The sequence below is a fragment of the Agromyces flavus genome, assembly GCF_900104685.1.
GTDB lineage: Bacteria > Actinomycetota > Actinomycetes > Actinomycetales > Microbacteriaceae > Agromyces > Agromyces flavus.
Map to the genome: position 1 here is coordinate 443,456 of NZ_LT629755.1, position 20,287 is coordinate 463,742.

22 protein-coding genes and 1 riboswitch are annotated in these 20,287 nt (G+C 71.6%); of the genes, 13 read left to right on the forward strand and 9 right to left on the reverse strand.

Going from position 1 to position 20,287, the window contains the following annotated elements; all coding sequences use genetic code 11:
* Positions 1-16: 16 nt before the first annotated feature.
* From BLT99_RS02210 to BLT99_RS02225, 4 genes are all read right to left on the reverse strand, one after another.
* Positions 17-808 (reverse strand): ABC transporter permease, encoded by a 792-nt coding sequence (locus tag BLT99_RS02210; RefSeq protein WP_172802950.1) that lies wholly within the window; start codon positions 806-808, stop codon positions 17-19.
* On the reverse strand, positions 808-1,638 hold the full coding sequence (locus tag BLT99_RS02215) for an ABC transporter ATP-binding protein (protein WP_092668912.1): 831 nt from the start codon (positions 1,636-1,638) through the stop codon (positions 808-810). The genes BLT99_RS02210 and BLT99_RS02215 overlap by 1 nt, the downstream gene beginning before the upstream one ends.
* Before the next feature lie 110 nt (positions 1,639-1,748).
* A complete protein-coding gene (locus tag BLT99_RS02220) occupies positions 1,749-2,615 on the reverse strand; it encodes a DUF4097 family beta strand repeat-containing protein (RefSeq protein ID WP_092668914.1) in 867 nt (288 codons plus the stop codon).
* 24 nt (positions 2,616-2,639) lie between these two features.
* On the reverse strand, positions 2,640-3,176 hold the full coding sequence (locus BLT99_RS02225) for a toxin-antitoxin system HicB family antitoxin (RefSeq protein ID WP_092668916.1): 537 nt from the start codon (positions 3,174-3,176) through the stop codon (positions 2,640-2,642).
* 126 nt (positions 3,177-3,302) lie between these two features.
* On the opposite strand from BLT99_RS02225, the gene BLT99_RS02230 reads away from it, so the two are divergent.
* Together BLT99_RS02230 and BLT99_RS02235 are read left to right on the forward strand one after the other, a co-directional pair.
* Positions 3,303-3,863, forward strand: coding sequence for a GNAT family N-acetyltransferase (locus BLT99_RS02230; protein WP_157674909.1), 561 nt, complete (start codon positions 3,303-3,305; stop codon positions 3,861-3,863).
* A 209-nt stretch (positions 3,864-4,072) separates the two neighbouring features.
* Positions 4,073-5,176, forward strand: coding sequence for a ThuA domain-containing protein (locus BLT99_RS02235; RefSeq protein WP_092668920.1), 1,104 nt, complete (start codon positions 4,073-4,075; stop codon positions 5,174-5,176).
* Between the two features lie 64 nt (positions 5,177-5,240).
* Here the strand turns inward: BLT99_RS02235 and BLT99_RS02240 are convergent, their stop codons facing one another.
* The 3 genes from BLT99_RS02240 to BLT99_RS02250 form a co-directional block, all read right to left on the reverse strand.
* The gene (locus BLT99_RS02240; protein WP_092668922.1) at positions 5,241-5,867 is read right to left on the reverse strand and encodes a CoA-binding protein; all 627 of its coding nucleotides are present in this window, start codon (positions 5,865-5,867) and stop codon (positions 5,241-5,243) included.
* Positions 5,864-7,189 carry an O-acetylhomoserine aminocarboxypropyltransferase/cysteine synthase family protein gene (locus BLT99_RS02245; RefSeq protein ID WP_092668924.1) on the reverse strand — a complete coding sequence of 442 codons (1,326 nt, stop codon included), beginning with the start codon at positions 7,187-7,189 and terminating at the stop codon, positions 5,864-5,866. The genes BLT99_RS02240 and BLT99_RS02245 overlap by 4 nt, the downstream gene beginning before the upstream one ends.
* A gap of 81 nt (positions 7,190-7,270) precedes the next feature.
* A complete protein-coding gene (locus BLT99_RS02250) occupies positions 7,271-7,831 on the reverse strand; it encodes a cysteine hydrolase family protein (protein WP_092668926.1) in 561 nt (186 codons plus the stop codon).
* Between the two features lie 95 nt (positions 7,832-7,926).
* Between BLT99_RS02250 and BLT99_RS02255 the strand changes: the two genes are divergently transcribed.
* The 7 genes from BLT99_RS02255 to BLT99_RS02285 all read left to right on the forward strand — a co-directional run bounded on the left by BLT99_RS02255 (position 7,927) and on the right by BLT99_RS02285 (position 12,971).
* Positions 7,927-8,238 (forward strand): antibiotic biosynthesis monooxygenase family protein, encoded by a 312-nt coding sequence (locus BLT99_RS02255; RefSeq protein WP_092668928.1) that lies wholly within the window; start codon positions 7,927-7,929, stop codon positions 8,236-8,238.
* Positions 8,235-9,410 (forward strand): FAD-dependent oxidoreductase, encoded by a 1,176-nt coding sequence (locus BLT99_RS02260; protein ID WP_092668930.1) that lies wholly within the window; start codon positions 8,235-8,237, stop codon positions 9,408-9,410. Before BLT99_RS02255 ends, BLT99_RS02260 begins: the two co-directional genes overlap by 4 nt.
* A gap of 189 nt (positions 9,411-9,599) precedes the next feature.
* A riboswitch (guanidine-III (ykkC-III) riboswitch) is annotated at positions 9,600-9,666 on the forward strand.
* An 11-nt stretch (positions 9,667-9,677) separates the two neighbouring features.
* Positions 9,678-10,007, forward strand: a complete 330-nt coding sequence (locus BLT99_RS02265; protein ID WP_092668932.1) for a DMT family transporter — start codon at positions 9,678-9,680, stop codon at positions 10,005-10,007.
* 297 nt (positions 10,008-10,304) lie between these two features.
* On the forward strand, positions 10,305-10,736 hold the full coding sequence (locus BLT99_RS02270; RefSeq protein ID WP_092668934.1) for a hypothetical protein: 432 nt from the start codon (positions 10,305-10,307) through the stop codon (positions 10,734-10,736).
* Positions 10,730-10,957 carry a helix-turn-helix transcriptional regulator gene (locus BLT99_RS02275; protein ID WP_092668936.1) on the forward strand — a complete coding sequence of 76 codons (228 nt, stop codon included), beginning with the start codon at positions 10,730-10,732 and terminating at the stop codon, positions 10,955-10,957. Before BLT99_RS02270 ends, BLT99_RS02275 begins: the two co-directional genes overlap by 7 nt.
* Positions 10,954-11,946, forward strand: coding sequence for an NAD(P)-dependent alcohol dehydrogenase (locus BLT99_RS02280; protein ID WP_092668938.1), 993 nt, complete (start codon positions 10,954-10,956; stop codon positions 11,944-11,946). Before BLT99_RS02275 ends, BLT99_RS02280 begins: the two co-directional genes overlap by 4 nt.
* Positions 11,943-12,971: an NAD(P)-dependent alcohol dehydrogenase gene (locus BLT99_RS02285; protein ID WP_092668940.1), complete on the forward strand. Its 1,029-nt coding sequence runs from the start codon at positions 11,943-11,945 to the stop codon at positions 12,969-12,971. Before BLT99_RS02280 ends, BLT99_RS02285 begins: the two co-directional genes overlap by 4 nt.
* Here BLT99_RS02285 and BLT99_RS02290 read toward each other — a convergent pair.
* A complete protein-coding gene (locus BLT99_RS02290; RefSeq protein WP_092675463.1) occupies positions 12,947-13,948 on the reverse strand; it encodes a YeiH family protein in 1,002 nt (333 codons plus the stop codon). The genes BLT99_RS02285 and BLT99_RS02290 overlap by 25 nt on opposite strands.
* On the reverse strand, positions 13,945-15,654 hold the full coding sequence (locus tag BLT99_RS02295; RefSeq protein ID WP_092668942.1) for a dolichyl-phosphate-mannose--protein mannosyltransferase: 1,710 nt from the start codon (positions 15,652-15,654) through the stop codon (positions 13,945-13,947). The genes BLT99_RS02290 and BLT99_RS02295 overlap by 4 nt, the downstream gene beginning before the upstream one ends.
* Positions 15,655-15,705: 51 nt before the next feature.
* On the opposite strand from BLT99_RS02295, the gene rsmI reads away from it, so the two are divergent.
* From rsmI to BLT99_RS02315, 4 genes are read left to right on the forward strand one after another with little or no spacing between them, the layout of a single operon-like run.
* Positions 15,706-16,539 carry a 16S rRNA (cytidine(1402)-2'-O)-methyltransferase gene (gene rsmI / locus BLT99_RS02300; protein WP_092668944.1) on the forward strand — a complete coding sequence of 278 codons (834 nt, stop codon included), beginning with the start codon at positions 15,706-15,708 and terminating at the stop codon, positions 16,537-16,539.
* A 56-nt stretch (positions 16,540-16,595) separates the two neighbouring features.
* Positions 16,596-17,699, forward strand: a complete 1,104-nt coding sequence (locus tag BLT99_RS02305) for an NADP-dependent oxidoreductase (RefSeq protein ID WP_092668946.1) — start codon at positions 16,596-16,598, stop codon at positions 17,697-17,699.
* Positions 17,700-17,745: 46 nt separating this feature from the next.
* Entirely contained in the window at positions 17,746-19,305 is a 1,560-nt protein-coding gene (metG, locus tag BLT99_RS02310) for a methionine--tRNA ligase (protein WP_092668948.1), read from the forward strand.
* The gene (locus BLT99_RS02315; protein WP_092668950.1) at positions 19,302-20,252 is read left to right on the forward strand and encodes a TatD family hydrolase; all 951 of its coding nucleotides are present in this window, start codon (positions 19,302-19,304) and stop codon (positions 20,250-20,252) included. Before metG ends, BLT99_RS02315 begins: the two co-directional genes overlap by 4 nt.
* Positions 20,253-20,287: the final 35 nt, after the last annotated feature.

Sequence of the window (20,287 nt, forward strand, 5' to 3'; positions counted from 1 at the left end):
CGACATCCGCTGGCCCCTAGGAGATCTTGCGGCGGTAGGCGAGCATCGCGAAGGCGTACGCGATGACCAGGATGCCGACCAACCATGCCATGGCGATCCAGATGTCGGCGCCGACCGGCTGGCCGGTGAACAGCGCGCGGATCGCGTCGACGATGGCGGTGACGGGCTGGTACTCGGCGAAGACGCGGACCGGGCCCGGCATGCTCTCGGTCGGCACGAAGGCCGAGCTGATGAACGGCAGGAAGATGAGCGGATACGAGAACGCGCTCGCGCCGTCCACCGACTTCGCGGTGAGGCCCGGGATGACGGCGAGCCACGTCAGCGCCAGCGTGAACAGCACCATGATCCCCGCGACGGCGAGCCAGGCCAGCACGTCGGCGCCGGTGCGGAAGCCCATGATGAACGCGACCCCGACGACGATCGCGAGCGACACGAGGTTCGCGACGAGCGAGGTCAGCACGTGCGCCCACAGCACGCTCGAGCGGGCGATCGGCATCGACTGGAACCGCTCGAAGATGCCGCCCTGCATGTCCAGGAACAGCCGGTAGGCCGTGTAGGACACGCCCGAGGCGACCGTGATGAGCAGGATGCCGGGCAGCAGGTAGTCCACGTACTGCGTGTCCGAGCCGGTGTCGATCGCCCCGCCGAAGACGAACACGAACAGCAGCATGAAGGCGATCGGCATGATCGCGGTCGTGATGATCGTGTCGAGGCTGCGGGTGATGTGCCGCAGGGATCGGCCCGTGAGCACGGCGGTGTCGCCGAAGAAATGCGTGGTCGTGGCCATCGGTGCGGTTGCGGTGGTCATCATCGGTCCTTCCGGGTCGTGGCGGTCGTGGCCGCGTCGGCGTCGGCGTCCGCGGTGGCGGTGTCGTCGCCGACGAGGGTGAGGAAGATCTCCTCGAGGGTGGGCTGCTTCTCGACGTACTCGACCTTCGCGGGCGGCAGCAGCTGCTTCAGCTCGTCGAGGGTGCCGTTCACGAGGATCCGGCCCTGGTGCAGGATCGCGATCCGGTCGGCGAGGTGCTCGGCCTCGTCGAGGTACTGCGTCGTGAGCAGCACCGTGGTGCCGTTGGCGGCGAGCTCCGTGACGGACTGCCACACCTCGATCCGCGCCTGCGGGTCGAGGCCGGTCGTCGGCTCGTCGAGGAAGATGATCGGCGGGTCGCCGATCAGGCTCATCGCGATGTCGAGGCGTCGGCGCATGCCGCCCGAGTACTCGGCCACCTTGCGGTTGCCGGCATCGGTCAGCGAGAAGCGGGCGAGCAGGTCGTCGGCGATGCGGCCCGGGCCGGGGAGGTGCCGCAGCCGGGCGACGAGCACCAGGTTCTCGCGACCGGTGAGGACCTCGTCGACCGCGGCGAACTGCCCGGTCAGGCTGATCGACGCGCGGACCTCGGCCCCCTTCGCGGTGACGTCGAAGCCGTTCACGACGGCCGAGCCGGCATCTGCCCGGAGCAGTGTGGACAGGATCTTCACGACGGTGGTCTTGCCGGCTCCGTTGGAGCCGAGGAGGGCGAAGATGCTGCCGCGGGCGACGTCGAAGTCGACGCCGCGGAGCACCTGCAGGTCCTTCGCGTAGGACTTCTCCAGGCCCTGCACGCTGATGGCGGGCGCCTGGGTCTGATCGGTGGTCATCTGGATCTCCGTTTCTCGGTGTGCGTGTTCGGGTGTTTCCGGGCGCACTCGACCACCCCGACGTCGGGCGCGATTCGTCCGGCGGGTCGTGCGTGGCGGTGCGGGTCGGTCTAGCGGGCGGGCGTCGAGCTCGGCCGGCGGATCAGGATGTCGCCCCAGCTCGTGCGGGCGTGCAGCTCGACGGTGTTCTCGTCGGCGCCGGGCGCGTCGGACGGCGTGAGCTTGTTGCGGACGGCGCCGTGCTGGCTCGAGACGTCGAGCCAGGCGGCCGTGCCCTCGGCCACGCCGACCTCGATGCCGCCGTAGCCGGCCTCGAGCTGCACGCGGCCGCCGTCGATGCGCTCGACGAGGAGGTTGCCGTAGCTGGTCTTCGCGGTGACGTCACCTCTCGCGTTGGCGACGTTGACATCGCCGTGCGCGCCCTGCACGACCAGCGTGCCGGTGACCTCGCCGATGGTCGTCGACCCGTTCGGGTTCTTGATCGTCGCCTCGCCCGCGAGCTCGCGGATGCGGACGCTGCCCGACGACGAATGGAGCTCGACGGCCCCGGTCGCGCGACCGATGATGATCGCGCCCGATGCGGTGCGCGCCGTGACGCGCTCGGCTTCGTCGACCCGCACGTCGCCGGCGCCGGTGCGATAGGCGATCGCACCGATTGCGCCCTCGACCAGGAGACGACCGGCTCCGGTGGCGCCGCGGACCTCGGACCCCTCGGGGACCTCGATCGTGACGTCGACCTGGCCGGCGTTGCCGAACGGGGTGTAGTGGAGCCATCCCTTCGTCGTGCGCACGGCGAGCACATCGCCGACGAGTTCGACCTTGGCCTCGGAGGCGGTCCTGACATCCCCCGACTTGTCTGGGTTGGCGGGCCGGATCTCGACGACGGTGTCGGCGCGGTCGGATGCGACGACGTGGACGTCGCCCCACCCGAGATCGACGTCGATCACGACGGGGTGCGGGGTCTGGAAGGTGGTCATGATGACTCCTCGGTGGTGTGGGTTTCAGCGGACCCAGCCGGTGACGCGGTTCGCGTCACCGTCGGCCGGGCGGGTCTCGGTGGGCCGTGTCGGGGCGGGCTCGATAGCGGCGGCGATCGCGCGCACGAGCCAGGTGTTGACGGAGACGCCGTCGCGGGCGGCGGCGAGTTCGACCTGGGCCTTGAGCTGGTCGGGGATGCGGAGCGTGGTGCGGCTCGTCGACGTGTCGTCGGCGACGGGCATGGCAGCGGATGCCACTGAGGCGGGAGCCTCGGACGCCGTCGCAGATCGATCGGCCGCGGGCTCGAACGAGGCCGTGGGTGGAACAGTGACGACGAACTCGGGATCGCGTCCGCGGAGTCGCACGTCGACGGCGCCGGGAGCGAGTTCGGCCGTGATCTCCGCCGCGGCGGCGGCGAGCGCCTCGAGCAGGACGAGGCGCGCGGAGGCGTCGAGCGGCGCGGTCAGGCGTTGTGCCAGCCCGAGCGCCTCGTCGCCGCCGGCCTCGGCCGCGACGGCCAACTGCCGCTGGAGTTCGTTGACGTATCCCGTGAGGTCCATGACACCAATATGACACCAATATGGTGTCATGTCAACGTTTCTGGTGTCAGTGTTGATGCGACATGGTGTCATCACGGTGTCACGCGCTCAGCCGACTCGCATGGGACCACATCTAGGCTTGATCGGATGCCTCCCATGCCGCCCGTTTCCGAAGTCAGGCTCGTGCGCGAGCACGAGATCGGCGCCGTTCGCGAGCTCGTGCGTGATGCCTACGCCGGCGACTTCGAGCTGAACCCCGCCTACCTGGCCGAGATCGAGCGCGTCGCCGAGCGGGCGCTCACCGCCGAGGTGTGGGTCGCCGCGGACGCGTCGACGGGAACGCTGCTCGGAAGCGTCACCACGCCGCGCGCCGGAGCGAGGCTCTCACCGGTCGCCCGCCACGATGACGAGCTCGACTTCCGGTTCCTCGGCGTCGCGGCCGACGCGCGCGGCCGCGGGGTCGGCGAGACGCTGGTGCGGCACGTGCTCGCGCTGGCGGCGAGTCGCGGCATCCGTCGCGTCGTGCTCAACACCGGACCCGAGATGAGGTCGGCGCAGCGACTCTACGAGCGGCTGGGGTTCGCGCGCCTGCCCGAGCGCGAGTATCGCTTCGAGCGAGCCGACGGGACGAGCTTCCTGATGATGGCGTACGGCCGCGAGGTGGTTCGCCGTGCGCCCGACGCGTCGGCTTCCGCTTCCGTTGCGTGACGGCGGGCTTGCTCCGGCAGCCTTATAGCAACGAAGCGGCAAAAGCAGCGCAGTGGCCGTTCATCTAACGTCGGCGAGCCGTTGACATCCCCCCGAACGGGGCAATAGTCTCATGCCCGGGAGCCATTTGTCGCCTGAGGCAACATATTGTTCCCGCGCGCCTGCACAGGCGGTTGGCACGGTCCACGCTCGAAGAGGAGAAACGACTGATGAAGCAACACGTCCGACATGCGATCACCGGCGCCTGCGCCGTCGCGATCACACTCAGCCTGGGTCTCATCGCCACCCCGGCCAACGCCGAAGGCGACGAGTACGAGGTGCTCGTCGTCGGCGAGACGCTCGGCTTCCGGCACTCGCACATCGACGACACCACGAACGCGATCATCGAGCTCGGCGAGGAGCACGGGTTCAGCGTCGACGTCTGGGACCCGCCGCAGGGCACGTCACCCGGTCAGCCCGCCCTCACGCTGCCGAGTTCCCCGTTCACGACCGCCGAGGACCTGTCGAAGTACGCGACGATCATCTTCGCCTCACCGGTCGACGCGACGAACAACCTCGACCCCAACCGACCGCGCCTGCTCAACGACGCCGAGCTCGCCGCGTTCCAGGGCTACATCCGCGGCGGCGGAGGGTACGTCGGCCTGCACGCCGCGACCGACTCCATGCACACGGTGCCGTGGTACAGCGAGCTGACCGGTGGCAGCGCACGGTTCCGCAACCACCCCGCGCAGCAGACCGCGACCATGCGCGTCGAGAGCCCGGGCCACCCGTCGACCGAGATGCTGCCGACCGAGTGGGTGCGGTTCGACGAGTGGTACAACTTCACGGCGAACCCCCGCGAGGACGTGCACGTGCTCATCACGCTCGACGAGTCCACGTACAACCCGGGCAACGGCGCCATGGGCGAGGACCACCCGCTCGCGTGGTGCCACAACTTCGAGGGCGGCCGCTCGTGGTACGAGGGCGCCGGCCACGTGGACTCGTCATGGACGGACCCGCTGTTCCTCGACCACATCCTCGGCGGCATCGAGTGGACCGCCGGCAAGGTCACCGGTGGCGGCGACTGCGTGACGTTCAAGGAGGTCGACGGCATCGTCAGCGGCCTCGAGGACGGATCGCAGCGCATCGGGCAGCTCGGCGGTGATGTCGAGGCGTACCTCGACGCGGCCGAGCTCGCCGCCGACTCGGGCGATCACGCCGGCGCGATCGCGGTGCTCGTGCAGGCGAAGGGCAAGGCGCACGGCCTGCAGGACGACGCGCTCGTCGCCAAGATCGACGACCTGATCGAGTGGCAGCAGGCGTTGGTGTCTTGATTCCGGATGCGACGGGCCCCGCGACCTCGGTCGCGGGGCCTATTCGCGTCGTGCCCGGTGCGGGTCAGCGTCCGCCGCGCCGGCTCGTGATCTGGCCGGTGTCGAAGCCCAGCAGGTGCAGCCCGCCGTGGAAGCGCGCGTGCTCGACCTTGATGCAGCGATCCATGACCACCGTGAGGCCCCGCTCCTCGCCGTAGTAGGCCGCCTGCTCGTTCCAGATGCCGAGCTGCACCCAGATGGTCTTCGCGCCGGCGGCGACCACCTCGTCGACGACGGCCGGGATGTCGCTGCCGCGCCGGAACACCACGACGATGTCGGGCACTTCGGGCAGGTCGGCCAGACTCGCATACGCCGGCTCGCCGAGGATCTCGGTCTCGTTCGGGTTCACGAAGTACAGGCGGTAGTCGCTCGACTGCTGCAGGTACGTGCCGACGAAGTAGCTCGAGCGCTGCGGCTTGGGGGAGGCGCCGACGATCGCCACGGACTTCGCCGCGTTCAGGATGCGCAACCGCTGCTTCGCGTCGGGCCCGTTCCACGTGCGTTGCGACTTCAGCAGTTTCGCGAGCGGCGAATCGGCGGGCAGGTCGCAGGACAGGCCGTTGACGAGGCGCACGGTCTCGACGTCGCCGTCGGTCGCGGCATCCGTCGTCTGGGTCGCCGGCTCGGCCGTGGGGTCGATCGCGGTGCTCATCGGTCTGCTCCGATCGTCGCGCCGGCCAGCGATCGGCCGTGCGTCGCCACGGCGAGCGCCTGGTCGAGGTCGGCGATGATGTCCTCCACATCCTCGATGCCGACCGAGAGGCGCACCACGCCGGGCAGGACGCCCGCGTCGACGAGCTGCTGGTCGGTGAGCTGCGCGTGCGTGGTCGACGCGGGGTGGATGATCAGGGTCTTGGCGTCGCCGATGTTGGCGAGGTGGCTCGCGAGGTTCACCGATTCGATGAGCGCCTGGCCGACCTCGCGGCCGCCCTTCACCTCGAAGCTGAACACCGACCCCGGTCCCTTCGGCAGGTACTTCGCGGCCCGCTCGAAGTGCGGGTGGTCGGGCAGCCCGGCCCAGAACACGCGCTCGATGCGCGGGTCGTCGGCGAGCCACTCGGCCACGGTGCGCGCGTTGTCGATGTGCGCCTGGATGCGGTACGGCAGCGTCTCGACGCCCTGCGCCAGCAGGAACGCCGAATGCGGCGCGAGCGCCGGCCCGATGTCGCGCAGCTGCTCGGCGCGCAGGCGCGTGAGGAACGCGTACTCGCCGAAGTTGCCCGACCACTGCAGGCCGCCGTAGCTCGGAACGGGCTCGCCGAACAGCGGGAACTTCTCGGAGTGCCAGTCGAATCGGCCCGACTCGACGACGACCCCGCCGAGGGTGGTGCCGTGCCCGCCGAGGAACTTGGTCGCCGAGTGCGTGACGAGGTCGGCTCCCCACTCGATCGGGCGGTTCAGGTATGGCGTGGCGATCGTCGAGTCGACGATGAGCGGGATGCCGTGGGCGTGCGCGACATCCGCCAGGCCCTCGAGGTCGGCGATCTCACCCGACGGGTTCGCGATCGTCTCGACGAAGATGGCCTTGGTGCGCTCGGTGATCGCCGGCGCGTAGTCGGCCGGGTCCGAGGAACGCACGAACGTCGTCTCGACGCCGAAGCGGCGGAGCGTGACATCCAGCTGCGTGATCGAGCCGCCGTAGAGGTTCGCCGACGCGACGATGTGGTCGCCCGCGCCCGCGAGGCTCGCGAACGTGATGTACTGCGCCGCCAGGCCGCTCGCGGTCGCGACCGCGCCGAGCCCGCCTTCGAGGCTCGCCACGCGCTCCTCGAACGCGGCGACGGTCGGGTTCGCGAGGCGCGAGTAGATGTTGCCGTACTTCTGCAACGCGAAGCGCGCCGCGGCGTCGGCGGTGTCGTCGAAGACGAACGCGCTGGACTGGTAGATCGGCAGCGCTCGGGCGCCCGTCTCGGCGTCGGGGATGTTGCCCGCGTGGATGGCGCGGGTCTTGAAGCCGTATTCGCGGTCTGCCATGGCCTCACGCTACCTCGGGTCGTCGAGCCATCCCCCCGGCCGCCGTAACGAACGGCAACGGGATGCTGCGGGTCACGCGCCTCACGCGCCGAGCACCTCGTCGGTCGACACGACGCGCGCGAAGCCGCCGCCGTCGAGGTTCACGGCCGTCGCGCGAGCGAGCTCCGCGGCGGTGAGGCGCATGCCTCCGGGCCCGGCCATGTCGAACGTGTGCGTCGCGTCGATCGGCAGCGTCACGTCGTAGCCCAGGTTGCCCGCCATCCGGGCAGTGGTCTCGACGCACTGGTTCGTCTGGATGCCGCACACGACGACTTGGCGGATGCCGCGCTCGTCGAGCCATCCGCGCAGGTCGGGCTCGCCGTAGAACGCCGAGTTGACCTGCTTCGTCACGAAGAGGTCATGGGGTGCCTCGGCAACGACGGGCTTCAGCGCGTTGCCCGGGGTGCCCGGCGCGAGCGGGGAGCCGGACTCGCGCGAGTCGTGCCGGACGAGCACGATCGGCCGCCCGGCATCCGCCCACGCCTGTACCAACCGGCCGATGTTCGCCTCGGCCTCGGGATTGTCGCGCTCACCCCAGGCGGGGTCGTCGAACCCCTGCTGCACGTCGATCACGAGGAGGGCGGCGGTGTCGTCGAAGTCCATGCGTCCATCGTCGCGCGGCGGGGTGGCCGGGCCGCCGGCACCGGCTGCCATTCCTCCGCGTCGGGCTGCCAACGGGGGCGGGTACGGTGGTGCGGGTGATCCTCGAGCACGCCGTCCTCCCCGTCGTCGCCGGCCGCGAAGCCGAGTTCGAGCGCGCCTTCGCCGAGGCGAAGGCGATCATCGCGTCGATGCCCGGCTTCGTCGACCTCTCGCTGTCCCGATCGGCGGAGACGCCGAACACCTACCTGCTGCTCGTGCACTGGGAGCGGATCGAGGACCACGACCCCGGCTTCCGCGGGTCGGCGGAGTACGCGCGATGGCGTGAGCTGCTGCACGGGTTCTACGAGCCGTTCCCGGTGGTGGAGCACTTCCGCGAGGTCCTTGCGGTCGCTGGAGGCGCACGATGAGCCCGGTGACGCAGGTCGAGACGGTCGTCATCGGCGGGGGCGCCATGGGCGCCGCGACGGCGTGGCAGCTCGCCCGCCGCGGGCGCGAGGTCGCGCTGCTCGAGCGGTACGAGCCCGGTCACCGCAACGGCGCCTCGCACGGCGCCTCGCGCAACTTCAACGTCGCCTACGCCGACCCGGTCTACGTGCGGATGCTCGTCGAGGCGCTGCCGCTCTGGCGCGAACTCGAGGCGGAGTCGGCCACGTCGCTGCTCGACCTCGTCGGCGTCGCCAACCACGGTCGGGCGGCGCAGTTCGACGCGGTCCACGCGGCGCTCGCGGCGGCCGGCATCCCGGCCGAGTTCCTGCCCGTCGACGAGGCCGCGCGGAGGTGGCCCGGCATCCGCTGGGACACTCGCGTGCTGTTCAACGCGCAGGCCGGCCGGGTGAATGCGGATGCCACGATCGCCGCGTTGCACGAGACGGCGGCGTCCGCCGGCGCCGACGTACGGCATCGCACGCGGGCCACGCGCATCGAGCCGCTCGGCGATCAGCGGGTGCGCGTGGCATCCGTCACCGACGACGGAGTCGAGGAGGTGTTCGAGGCGCGCACCGCGGTGGTCACCCTCGGCGCCTGGACCACCAAGCTGGTCGGCGGGCTCGCGTTGCCGCGGCTCGTCGTCACGCAGGAGCAGCCCGCGCACTTCGCCGTGCGCGACGACGCGATCGAGTGGCCGAGCTACAACCACTTCCCCGGTCCGGCCGACGCCGGGTACGAATACTGGCGCTCGCCGGTGTACGGCATGCTGACGCCGGGCGAGGGCGTCAAGGCCGGATGGCACGGCGTCGGCCCCGTCGTCGACCCCGACGCGCGCGACTTCCTGCCTAGGCCCGACCAGCTCGCCGACCTGCAGCGGTACGCCCGCGACTGGTTGCCCGGGGTCGATGCCGACGCGGTGACGCCGATCAGCTGCACGTACACGACGACGCCCGACGAGCACTTCGTCCTCGACCGCGTCGGGCCCATCGTCGTCGGTGCGGGGTTCTCGGGGCACGGGTTCAAGTTCACGCCCGTCGTCGGGCGGATCCTCGCGGACCTCGCCGACGGCAGGGGCCCGGCGCCCGAGCGCTTCGCGGCCGACCGGGTGATCGCGGCCGCGGGCGGATCGCCCACAGGCCTCGCCGGGCGCTGATCGGCGCGTTCGCGACATCCGCTCGGCGAACTTCGTTTCAGGAGAATGGAGGCTGATCAGGATGAATCCGGCGATCCGGTCCTGAACCGCTTCCGTTCTCCTGAAACCGGTGCGTGGTGCGGATGTCGCGGCGGCGCGACATCCGCTCGGCTGCACAGGGCGTGATCAGGCCCGCTTGCTAGCCTGAGGGCAGGTCGCCGGAGGGCGGCCCCGGACGAGGGAACCCAGTACCCGGAAGGCGACAAGACTGGCCGAAGGAGTGCCGTCATGTCGTGGGTCGTCCTCATCCTCTCCGGTGTGCTCGAGGCCGTGTGGGCTACCGCACTCGGCAAGTCCGAGGGCTTCACCAAGCTGTGGCCGTCGGTCGTGTTCGGCGTCGCGCTCGTCGTGTCGATGGGCGGACTCGCGTGGGCGATGCGCGACATCCCCGTCGGCACCGCCTACGCGGTGTGGGTCGGCATCGGCGCGGCGCTCACGGTGATCTGGGCCATGGTCATGGGCGACACGGATGTCTCGTGGGCGCGCCTCGCGCTCATCGCCGGGCTCGTGGGCTGCGTCGTCGGGCTCAAGCTCGTGGACGGCGGCGCCGGCCACTGACGCGGCCGCCCCCCCGCGCCGCACATCCTCCGGTGACGAGTACGTGTCATCTGCACCGCTCGGTGCCCCTTGCGGTGCGGATGGCATGCACTCGTCCGCCGTGCGGCCGCGGGCCGCGCCATCCGCCCCGCCCCTGCCCGGCGAGGGTATGCGGAATGTCGTCGGACGCCGCTCGCCGGCGTCGTTCGGCATACCCTCGCCGCGGATCGAGGAAGCATCGGTGTAAAGAATGCTTGACACGATGTGCAGAATGATTGACACTGGGCATGTCAAACATTCTTCACATCGGAGGTCGGGATGTCGTACGAGGAGAAGGGGACGTGGCTGTACCTGGTCGTCGCCGTCGTCGGCTACGCCGTGTACCTCTCGCTGGTGCTGCCCCAGGTGACCGGAGGCACTCCGGTCGGCGACGTCGACTACGTGCCGATCATGCTCTGGACCATCGGCGGGGCGATCGTCGCGACGATCGTGCTGCGCATCCTGGTCGAGATCGTGTTCCCGAGCGAGAGCACCAAGGGCGACGTGCGCGACAGGGAGATCGACCGGCTCGGCACCCGCGTCGGAAGCTCCTTCGTCGTGATCGGCGCGCTCGGGGCGCTGGTGCTCGCCATGCTCGAGGCCGAGTGGTTCTGGATCGCCAACGTGATCTACCTGTGCTTCGTGCTCTCGGCTCTGCTCGAGAGCATCACGCGGCTCGTCGCCTACCGCAGGGGGGTGCCGGCGTGGTGAAGCCGACGCGCGTGACGAACGACATCCGTGCGCTGCGCTTCCGCCACGGCGAGATGACCCAGGCCGAGCTCGCGCAGCGACTCGGAGTCACGCGCCAGACCGTCATCGCGATCGAGCAGGGGCGCTACTCGCCGTCGCTCGAGGTGGCCTTCCAGATCGCGCGGGTGTTCGGGGTCCCGCTCGACGACGTCTTCCAGTACCCCGAGACGGAGGCATCATGAGGGTCGCACTCGCGGAGCGGTACGGACCGCCCGAGGTCGCCGCGGTCGCGACCCGGCCGCTGCCGGAACCGGGCCCGGGGGAGCTTCGCGTCCGCGTGCTCGCCGCGTCGGTCGGAGCTGCCGACGGCGCCTGGCGCTCGGGCCGGCCCTGGTTCGCGCGACTCGCGTTCGGGTTGCGCCGCCCGCGGAATCCGGTCATGGGATCCGACTTCGCGGGCCTCGTCGACGCCGTCGGCCCGGGTGCGACGCGCTTCGCGATCGGTGACCGCGTCTTCGGCGCGACGGGCGCCGCGGGTGGAGCGCACGCCGAGTTCGTCGTGGTGGGCGAGAACGGCGCGATCGCCCGGCTGCCCCAGGGCGTGTCGTGGTCGGATGCCGCGGCCCTCTGCGACGGCGCCATGACCGCGCTCCCCTTCCTCCGTGACGGCGGGCACGTCGGGCCGGGCATGCGCGTGCTGGTCAACGGGGCGGCGGGAAGCGTCGGGGGTGCTGCGGTGCAGCTCGGCCGTCACCTGGGCGCCGAGGTCACCGGCGTGTGCTCGACCGCGCACCTCGAGCACGTGCGTGCACTGGGCGCCCGGCATGTCGTGGATCGCACGCAGGTCGACCCGATGCGCACCGGCGAGCGCTACGACGTCGTCTTCGACGCGGCCGGCAAGAGCACGTACCGTCGCGCTCGCCGGGCTCTGGTCGACGGCGGCGTGTACCTCACCACCGTCCCGTCGTGGGCGGTCATGCTGCAGCAGCTCACCTCCCGCCTCGGCCGCACACGGGCCGTGATCATGTTCACGGGCCTCCGCAGCGACGACGCGAAGCGGCCCGATCTCGACGAGCTCGCCGCGCTCGCCGCGGCCGGCGTGATCCGGCCCGCGATCGATCGCGTGCTGCCGATCGACCGCATCGCCGAGGCCTACGAGATCGTCGACACCGGACACAAGCGCGGCAGCGTCGTCGTGACGCCCTCCGCGGAGGCAGGAGGGGAACGATGAGAGCCGTCGTCCAGGAGGGATACGGCGGACCCGAGGTGATCCGTGTGGCCGAGGTGCCCGAGCCGGTGCCGGGCCCGCGCGATGCCGCCATCCGCGTCCACGCGGCCGGCGTGCACGCGGGCGACGTGCGCATCATGCGCGGCGAGCCGCTCATGATCCGTGCGGTGTTCGGACGTCGGAGGCCGCGCAAGCCCGTGATCGGCCGCGACGTGGTCGGCACGGTGGTCGCCGTCGGGTCCGAGGTGGACGGGTTCGCGGTCGGCGATCGGGTGTTCACCGAGGCCGACCAGGGCGGGTTCGCCGAGGTCGTCGTGGTCGACGCGCCGCACGTCCGGCGCGCGCCTGCGAACCTCGACGACGAGCATGCCGCGGTCATCCCGGTCTCGGGAACCACGGCGCTGCAGGGCCTCCGGCTCGCGAAGGCCGCCGCGGGCGACCGCGTGCTCGTCATCGGTGCGTCCGGCGGGGTCGGCACATACACCGTGCAGCTCGCCGCGGGCCTCGGCGCCGAGGTGACGGGGGTCGCGAGCGCTGCGAAGGCCGACCATGTCCGCGCGGCCGGCGCGACCCACGTCATCGACTACCGGACGACCGATGTCACCGAGCAGGGCGAGCGCTACGACGTCGTGTTCGACCTGGTGGGCGACCACCCGCTGCGGGCGATGCGCCGCATCCTCGCCCCGCACGGCACACTCGTGCTCTCGTCGGGCGGCGGCACACGCGTGCTCGGCCCGCTCGGGCGCATCGTCCGGGCCTCGCTGCTCGACCTGTTCACACGACAGCGGCTCCGGCCGCTCGCGGCGCGACGCGACGGCGACGACCTCGACGAACTCCGCCGGCTGGCCGAGGAGGGCACGCTGCGCCCGGTCGTCGATCGGGTCATGCCCATCGACCGGGCGGCCGACGCGCTCGCCCTGCTCGAGTCGGGCGCCGTGCGCGGCAAAATCGCCCTGCGGGGATTCGATCACCCCGGGCCCGCCGCGGCCGCGGACCATGCCGTTCAGCCGAGCAGCACGGCCCCGTAGGCCAGCGCGGCGACCAGCACCCACGACACGAGACCGACGGCGGCCGCTCGCCAGCCGGTGTGCAGCAGCGCGGCAACGCGCACCGACGTGCCGAGCGCGAACAGTGCCATGGCGAGCAGCGTCGTCTGCGCGACATCGGCCGCGACCAGCACGGACTCGGGTACGGCGACGAACGTGCGGACGAGCACCGCAGCGAGGAAGCCCGCGATGAAGAGCGGCACGATCGCCGGACGCGGCCCCGCGCCATCCGTCGACCGCCGTCGTTCGAGGCCCGCCGCGATGGCGACCATGGGCGCCAGCAGGAGCACGCGCGTGAGCTTCACGACGACGGCCACCGCGAGCGCGGCCGTGCCGGCGACCTGCGCGGTCGCCACCACCTGGCCGACGTCGTGCACTCCGGCACCGACCCAGTGGCCGAACCCCGTGGCGGTGAGCCCGAGCGGATGCCACAACGCAGGCAGGACGGCGATGGCGAGCGTGCCACACAGCGTGACGAGCGCCACCGGGTGCGCCTGCTCCTCGTCGCGGGCGCGCGTCGCCGCGGCCATCGCGCCGATGGCCGACGCCCCGCAGATCGCGAATCCGCTCGCGACGAGCAGCGGCTCGCGCCCGGGCAGGCCGACGGCGCGACCGAGCGCCCAGGTGCCCGCGAAGGCGAGCACCACGACCGCGACCGTGGTCGCGATCGTCACCCAGCCGAGCCCGGCGATGTCGGCGAGGCTGAGCTTGAGCCCGAGCAGCACGATGCCGGTCCGGAGCAGCGTGCGTGCGGAGAACGCGAGTCCGGGCCGCAGCGGACCGTCCAAGGCCACCCTCGCGCGCGGTACCTGGGCCGTGGCGATCCCCACCGCGACGGCGACCGTGAGCAGGGGGACGGCCGGGACGAGCAGGTGCACGCCCCATGCGAGCGCCGCGGCCGTCGCGGTGACGGCGAGTCCCGGCATCCGCTCGGCCCATCGCTCGCGGAACGCGCTCATCCCCACCCCGGCAGCCAGAAGTGCAGCTGCCGGAACTCCGGCGTGACCGGGATCCCGGTCCAGAGCGGGTAGAAGAACGCCGACACCGCGACGGCGACGACGAGGTAGACGCCGACGGTCGCCAGCCCTCGGACCCGGCGCCACTCCGGGTCGTCGGCACGCCCGACGATCAGCGCGGCGACCGCGCCGAGCGCGAGCAGAACGAAGGGCTCGTACGCGATCGTGTAGAAGTGGAACACCGTGCGCTCGAGGTACATCAGCCACGGCAGGTATCCGGCCGCCACGCCGATGAGGATCGCGCCGTTCACCCACTCGCGGTACCTCGCGAAGCGGTAGACGAGGTACGCGGTGGCGAGCGTCGCTCCCCACCAGATCAGCGGGTTCGGGATGCCGATGATCGAGGACCAGCACTCCGAGGCGCCGCAGCCTTCGGCGGTGCTCGAGAAGTACATGTTCGTCGGCCGCAGCGCGAACGGCCAGGTCAGCGCGTTCGCCTCCCAGGGATGCGTCGCGTGCACCCCGACGTGGTAGCGGTACGCGGCCTCGTGGTAGTGCCAGAGACCCTGCAGCGCCCGCGGCATCCACGCCCACGCGCCGGTCGCGGCGTTGTCGGGCTCGTCGGCCCAGTGACGGTAGTAGCCGCCGTCGGTCGCGAGCCAGCCGGTCCAGGAGGTGAGGTACACCACGGCGGCGACCGGCACGAAGAGCAGGAAGGTCGCCGGCCCCTGCTTCAGCACCGCACCGGTCATCCAGAACGGGAGGCCGATGCGCCGTCGTGCGAGCGCGTCGACGAGCACGAGGTAGATGCCGAACGCCGCGATGAAGTACAGCCCCGACCACTTGACTGCGGTGGCGGCGCCGAACGCCGCCCCGGCCGCGACGACCCACGGCCGGGCCCAGATCACCGGGCCCGCGTACGGGTCGCGCCCCGCTTCGCGCGCCTCCGCGAGTCGCTCCGCAAGTCGGTCGGCGCTCCTCCGACGGTCGAGCAGCACGAACCAGAAGCCGAGGAGGCAGAACAGCATGACCCAGTTGTCGAGCAGCGCGACGCGGCTCATGACGATGGCGCTGCCCTCGATCGCGAACAGGAGCCCCACGATCACCGCGATGAGCGTCGAGCGGAAGAGCAGGCGCCCGACCATCGTCAGCACGAACACGGCCGCCGTGCCGGCGAGCGCCGTCGACGCGCGCCACCACACCGCGCTGTCGGCGCCGAACAGCGCCATGCCGAGCCCGATCATCCACTTGCCGAGCGGCGGATGGACGACGTAGGACGGATCGGTGGAGTAGAGGTCGGTGTCGCCCTGCGCGAACTCCTCGTCGGCGCCCTCGGGCCACGTGGACTCGTACCCGTGGTGGAGCAGCGTCCACGCGTCCTTCACGTAATAGGTCTCGTCGAAGACGATGGCGTGCGGGTGGCCCAGATTCCAGAAGCGGAGGACGGCGGCGAGCAGCGTCACCGCGATCGGGCCGCCCCAGTACCACAGCGCGCGGCGGCGCGGCGTCGACATGAGGTCGGACCACCAGCGGTCGAGGCGGCTGCCGCGCGGCTCGGACGGCGCTACGGGGGCAGCGCGCTGCTCCGCGTCGGCGTCGATCCCGGCGGCGCGATCGTCGGTCGCGTCGCCCTCGGCGCTCGCCCCGGCGTCGGACGGCGGATCCGTGCGGACGGCGGGCGCGTCCGCACCCGTGCCGTTCACACCCATGCGCCCACTGTAGCCGCGCGCCCCGCGGCATCCGTGCGCCAGACTGGACCGGTGATCATCCTCGCGGCGACGCCCATCGGCAACCTCGGCGACGCCTCGACGCGGCTCCGCCAGGCGCTCGAGGACGCCGCGGTCGTCGCGTCCGAGGACACCCGAGTCACGCAGCGACTGCTCGCCGCGCTCGGCATCGCCAACCGGCCGCGCCTCATCGCGCTGCACGAGCACAACGAGCGCGCCCGCGCGGGCGAACTCGTCGAGCTCGCGCGCGACGGCGACGTGCTCGTGCTGAGCGATGCGGGCATGCCGACGGTCTCCGACCCCGGCTTCCCGCTCGTGCAGGCCGCGGTCGAGGCGGGCGTCGACGTCACCGCGATCCCCGGACCGAGCGCGGCGATCACCGCGCTCGCGGTGTCGGGCCTGCCGACCGACCGGTTCGCCTTCGAGGGCTTCCTCCCGCGCAAGCAGGGCGAGCGGATGCGTCGGCTCGCCGAGCTCGCGGGCGACCGTCGCACGCTCGTCTTCTTCGAGGCGCCGTCCCGCCTCGCCGCGAGCCTCGCTGCGCTCGCCGAGGCGTTCGGCGCCGACCGCTCCGCGGCGGTGTGCCGTGAGCTCACGAAGCTGCACGAGGAGGTGCGTCGAGGACCCCTCGGCGAGCTCGCGGAGTGGGCGGCCGGCGGCGTGCGCGGTGAGATCTGCGTCGTGGTCGGCGGGGCGGGCGAGCCCCCGGCGGCCGACGCCGACGCCGGCGTGGCGCGCGTGCTCGAGCTCGCGGCATCCGGCACCCGCCTGAAGGACGCGGCCGGCATCGTCGCCGCCGAGACCGGCCTCGGCAAGCGCGACCTCTACGAGGCGGCACTCGCCCGGCGCGCAGCCGGCTCACAGTGAATTCGCACGCCTCGCGAGGATCATGACCCCTGGGGGGAACGAGTCGGGGGTGTGACATGGCGCAAGCGGTTCGATTCTCGGAGTACGGCGGTCCCGACGTGCTGGAGGTGGTCGAGATCCCCGTCCCGGAGCCGGGTCAGGGTGAGGTCCTCGTCGAAGTGGTCGCCACGGGCATCTCGCCGGTGGAGTCGGCGGTCCGGCTCGGCGGACATCCCGAGCGCTGGCCAGTGGAGTTCCCCTCCGGCCAGGGGCGCGAGTTCGCGGGAATCGTCGCGGGCACCGGGCCCGGCGTGACGCGGTTCCGGCGCGGCGAGGAGGTCATGGGCTACGTCGCGCGCGGGGCGCAGGCCACGCACGTCGTCGTGCCGGAGGCACAACTCCTGCCCAAGCCGACGTCGCTGCCGTGGGAGGTCGCCGGATCGCTGTACGTCGCCGGAACCACCGCGCTCGGCGCCGTCGAGGGCCTCAACATCGGCGCCGGCGACGTCGTCGTGATCACCGCGGCGGCGGGCGGTGTGGGATGCCTCGCGGCGCAGCTGGCCAAGGCGCGCGGCGCCGTCGTCATCGGCACCACCGCCCCGGCGCGCTTCGACTTCCTCCGCCAGTTCGGCATCATCCCGCTCGAGTACGGCGCCGACCTGGCTGCGAACGTGCGCTCCGTGACCGACCAGCCCGTCACGGCGTTCCTCGACTTCCTCGGCGGGCAGGCCGCCGCCGCGGCGGAGCTCGGCGTTCCGACGTTCCGGGTGTTCACCACGACCGACTGGGCGGCCGTCGAGGACAACTTCGCGGTCAAGCTGTACGCCGGCGACACCATCGCGCTCGGGCGCATCGCCCAGCTCGCCGCCGAACGGCAGATCCGGCTGCCCATCGCCGATGTGTTCGCGCTCGCCGATGTCGGCGACGCCTACCGCCAGCTCGACCAGCGCGACTCCGCCGGCAAGATCGTGATCGGCATGAAGCTCGTCGGCTACGACCGGCAGAAGGTCAAGCCGGCGCGACTCAAGGAGCAGGACGTGACGATCGGCGTGCCCACGCCGCACACGCCCCTGAGCGTCGAGGACATGCTGCCGCCGGTCATCGGCGACGGCCGCGCTCGCCAGTTGCGCCACGGCGAGGAGCCCCATCCGCGAGGCACCCCAGAGCCGCCCGAGCAGTGACGGCGCCCGGCGTCTCGGTCATGCGGGCGCCCGTAGGATTGTCCGCATGGCCGACGCCTCCTCGTTCTACATCACCACGCCCATCTTCTACGTGAACGACGTGCCCCACATCGGGCACGCCTACACCGAGGTCGCGACCGACGTGCTCGCGCGGTGGAACCGGCAGGCGGGGCGCGACACGTGGATGCTGACGGGCACCGACGAGCACGGCCAGAAGATCCTCCGCACCGCGACCGCCAACGGCGTGAGCCCGAAGGAGTGGGCCGACAAGCTCGTCGCCGAGGCGTGGAAGCCGCTGCTCGACACGATCGACGTCGCCAACGACGACTTCATCCGCACCACCGACGAGCGGCACGAGGCCAACGTCCAGAAGTTCCTGCAGAAGCTCCACGACGACGGCCACATCTACACGGGCGAGTACGAGGGCTACTACTGCGTCGGCTGCGAGGAGTACAAGCAGCCGTCCGAGCTCGTCGACGGCACGGGGGAGTACGAGGGGCAGCTCGTCTGCGCCATCCATTCGAAGCCGGTCGAACTGCTGCACGAGAAGAACTACTTCTTCCGGATGTCGGCCTTCCAGGACAAGCTGCTCGAGCTCTACGAGTCGCGCCCCGACTTCGTGCAGCCCGAGTCGGCGCGCAACGAGGTGGTGAGCTTCGTGCGTCGCGGCCTCGAAGACCTCTCGATCTCGCGTTCGACGTTCGACTGGGGCGTGAAGGTGCCGTGGGACGAGACGCACGTCGTGTACGTGTGGTTCGACGCCCTGCTGAACTACGTGACCGCGACCGGCTACGGGCAGGATGAGGCCGAGTTCGCCCGCCGCTGGCCCGCGCAGCACATCGTGGGCAAGGACATCCTGCGGTTCCACGCCGTCATCTGGCCGGCCATGCTCATGGCGGCCGGCCTCGACGTGCCTCGGGGCGTCTTCGGCCACGGCTGGCTGCTCGTCGGCGGCGAGAAGATGTCGAAGTCGAAGCTCACCGGCATCGCGCCCGAGCAGATCACCGACACGTTCGGCTCCGACGCGTTCCGCTACTACTTCCTCTCGGCGATCCACTTCGGCCAGGACGGCTCGTTCTCGTGGGAGGACCTCGCGGCGCGCTACCAGGCCGAGCTCGCCAACGGCTTCGGCAACCTGGCCTCGCGCGTGATCGCGATGATCGGCCGGTACTGCGACGGCGAGGTGCCGACCGGCGGTGAGCAGAGTGCGGCCGACCTCGAGATCGTGAGCATCGAGCGCGAGGCGACGGATGCCGCGTGGGCCGCGATCGAGCGCCTGCAGATCCACGACGCCATCGCGTCGGTGTGGACGCTCGTCGACGCGCTCAACGGGTACCTGACCGCCGAGGAGCCGTGGGCCCTCGCGAAGGACCCGCACCAGCGCGAGCGGCTCGAGACGGTGCTCGCGACGGCGTACCACGGGCTCGGCACGCTCGCCGTGCTGCTCTCGCCGGTGCTGCCGAAGGCGACCGCGAAGCTGTGGTCTGCGCTCGGCGCCGACGGCGCCGTCGACGCCCAGCGCATCGACCGGGCGCACGAGTGGGGAATCGGGTCGCGCGTGTCGGCGCTCGAGCCGCTGTTCCCGCGCGTCGAGGTCGCCGAGTGACGTCTGGCGCGGATGGCGCGGCCCACCTCCGAACGCGCTCCGACGGCGGACGCGCGGCCGAGTACCCGCCGGCGCCCGAGCCCCTGGCCGTCGCCGTGTACGACAACCACACGCACCTCGAGATCGCCGATGGGGCGCTGCCGCTGACGGCGCACGAGCACCTCGAGCGCGCGGCATCCGTCGGTGTCGCCGGCGCCGTGCAGGTCGGCACGGATGTCGCGACGAGCCGCTGGTCGGCCGAACTCGCCGCACGTGAACCGCGCCTGCTGGCCGCCGTGGCGCTGCACCCCAACGAAGCGCCCGAGCTCGACGCGCGCGGCGAGCTCGACGCGGCGCTCGCCGTGATCGACGAGCTGGCCGCGCAGCCGCGCGTGCGCGCCGTCGGCGAGACCGGCCTCGACTTCTACCGCACCGGCGACGACGGCCGCGACGCGCAGTACCGCTCGTTCGAGGCGCACATCGAGATCGCCAAGCGGCACGGCGTCGCGCTGCAGATCCACGACCGCGACGCGCACGACGAGGTCGTCGCGACGCTGCGACGCGTCGGCGCGCCCGAGACCACGATCTTCCACTGCTTCTCGGGCGGCGAGGAGCTCGCGCGCCTCGCCGGCGACGCCGGCTGGTACTGCTCGTTCGCCGGCAACGTGACGTTCAAGAACGCCGAGAACCTGCGCGAGGCGCTCAAGGCGGTGCCGCGCGAGCTCATCCTGGTCGAGACGGATGCCCCGTACCTGACGCCCGTCCCGCTGCGCGGTCGCCCCAACGCGCCCTACCTCGTGCCGCACACCATGCGGTTCATGGCCGAGGTGCTCGACGCCGACCTCGACGAGTTCTGCGCGCAGGTGGCCGGCAACACCGTGCGCGCGTACGGGTCGTGGAGCGATGGGCTCGGGCCATCCGATACCGGCGCGGAAGACGCGGCGCCGTCGGGCACGGGATCGGCGTGAATCGGCGCGCCGCGACGACGGCGGTCCCGACCTGC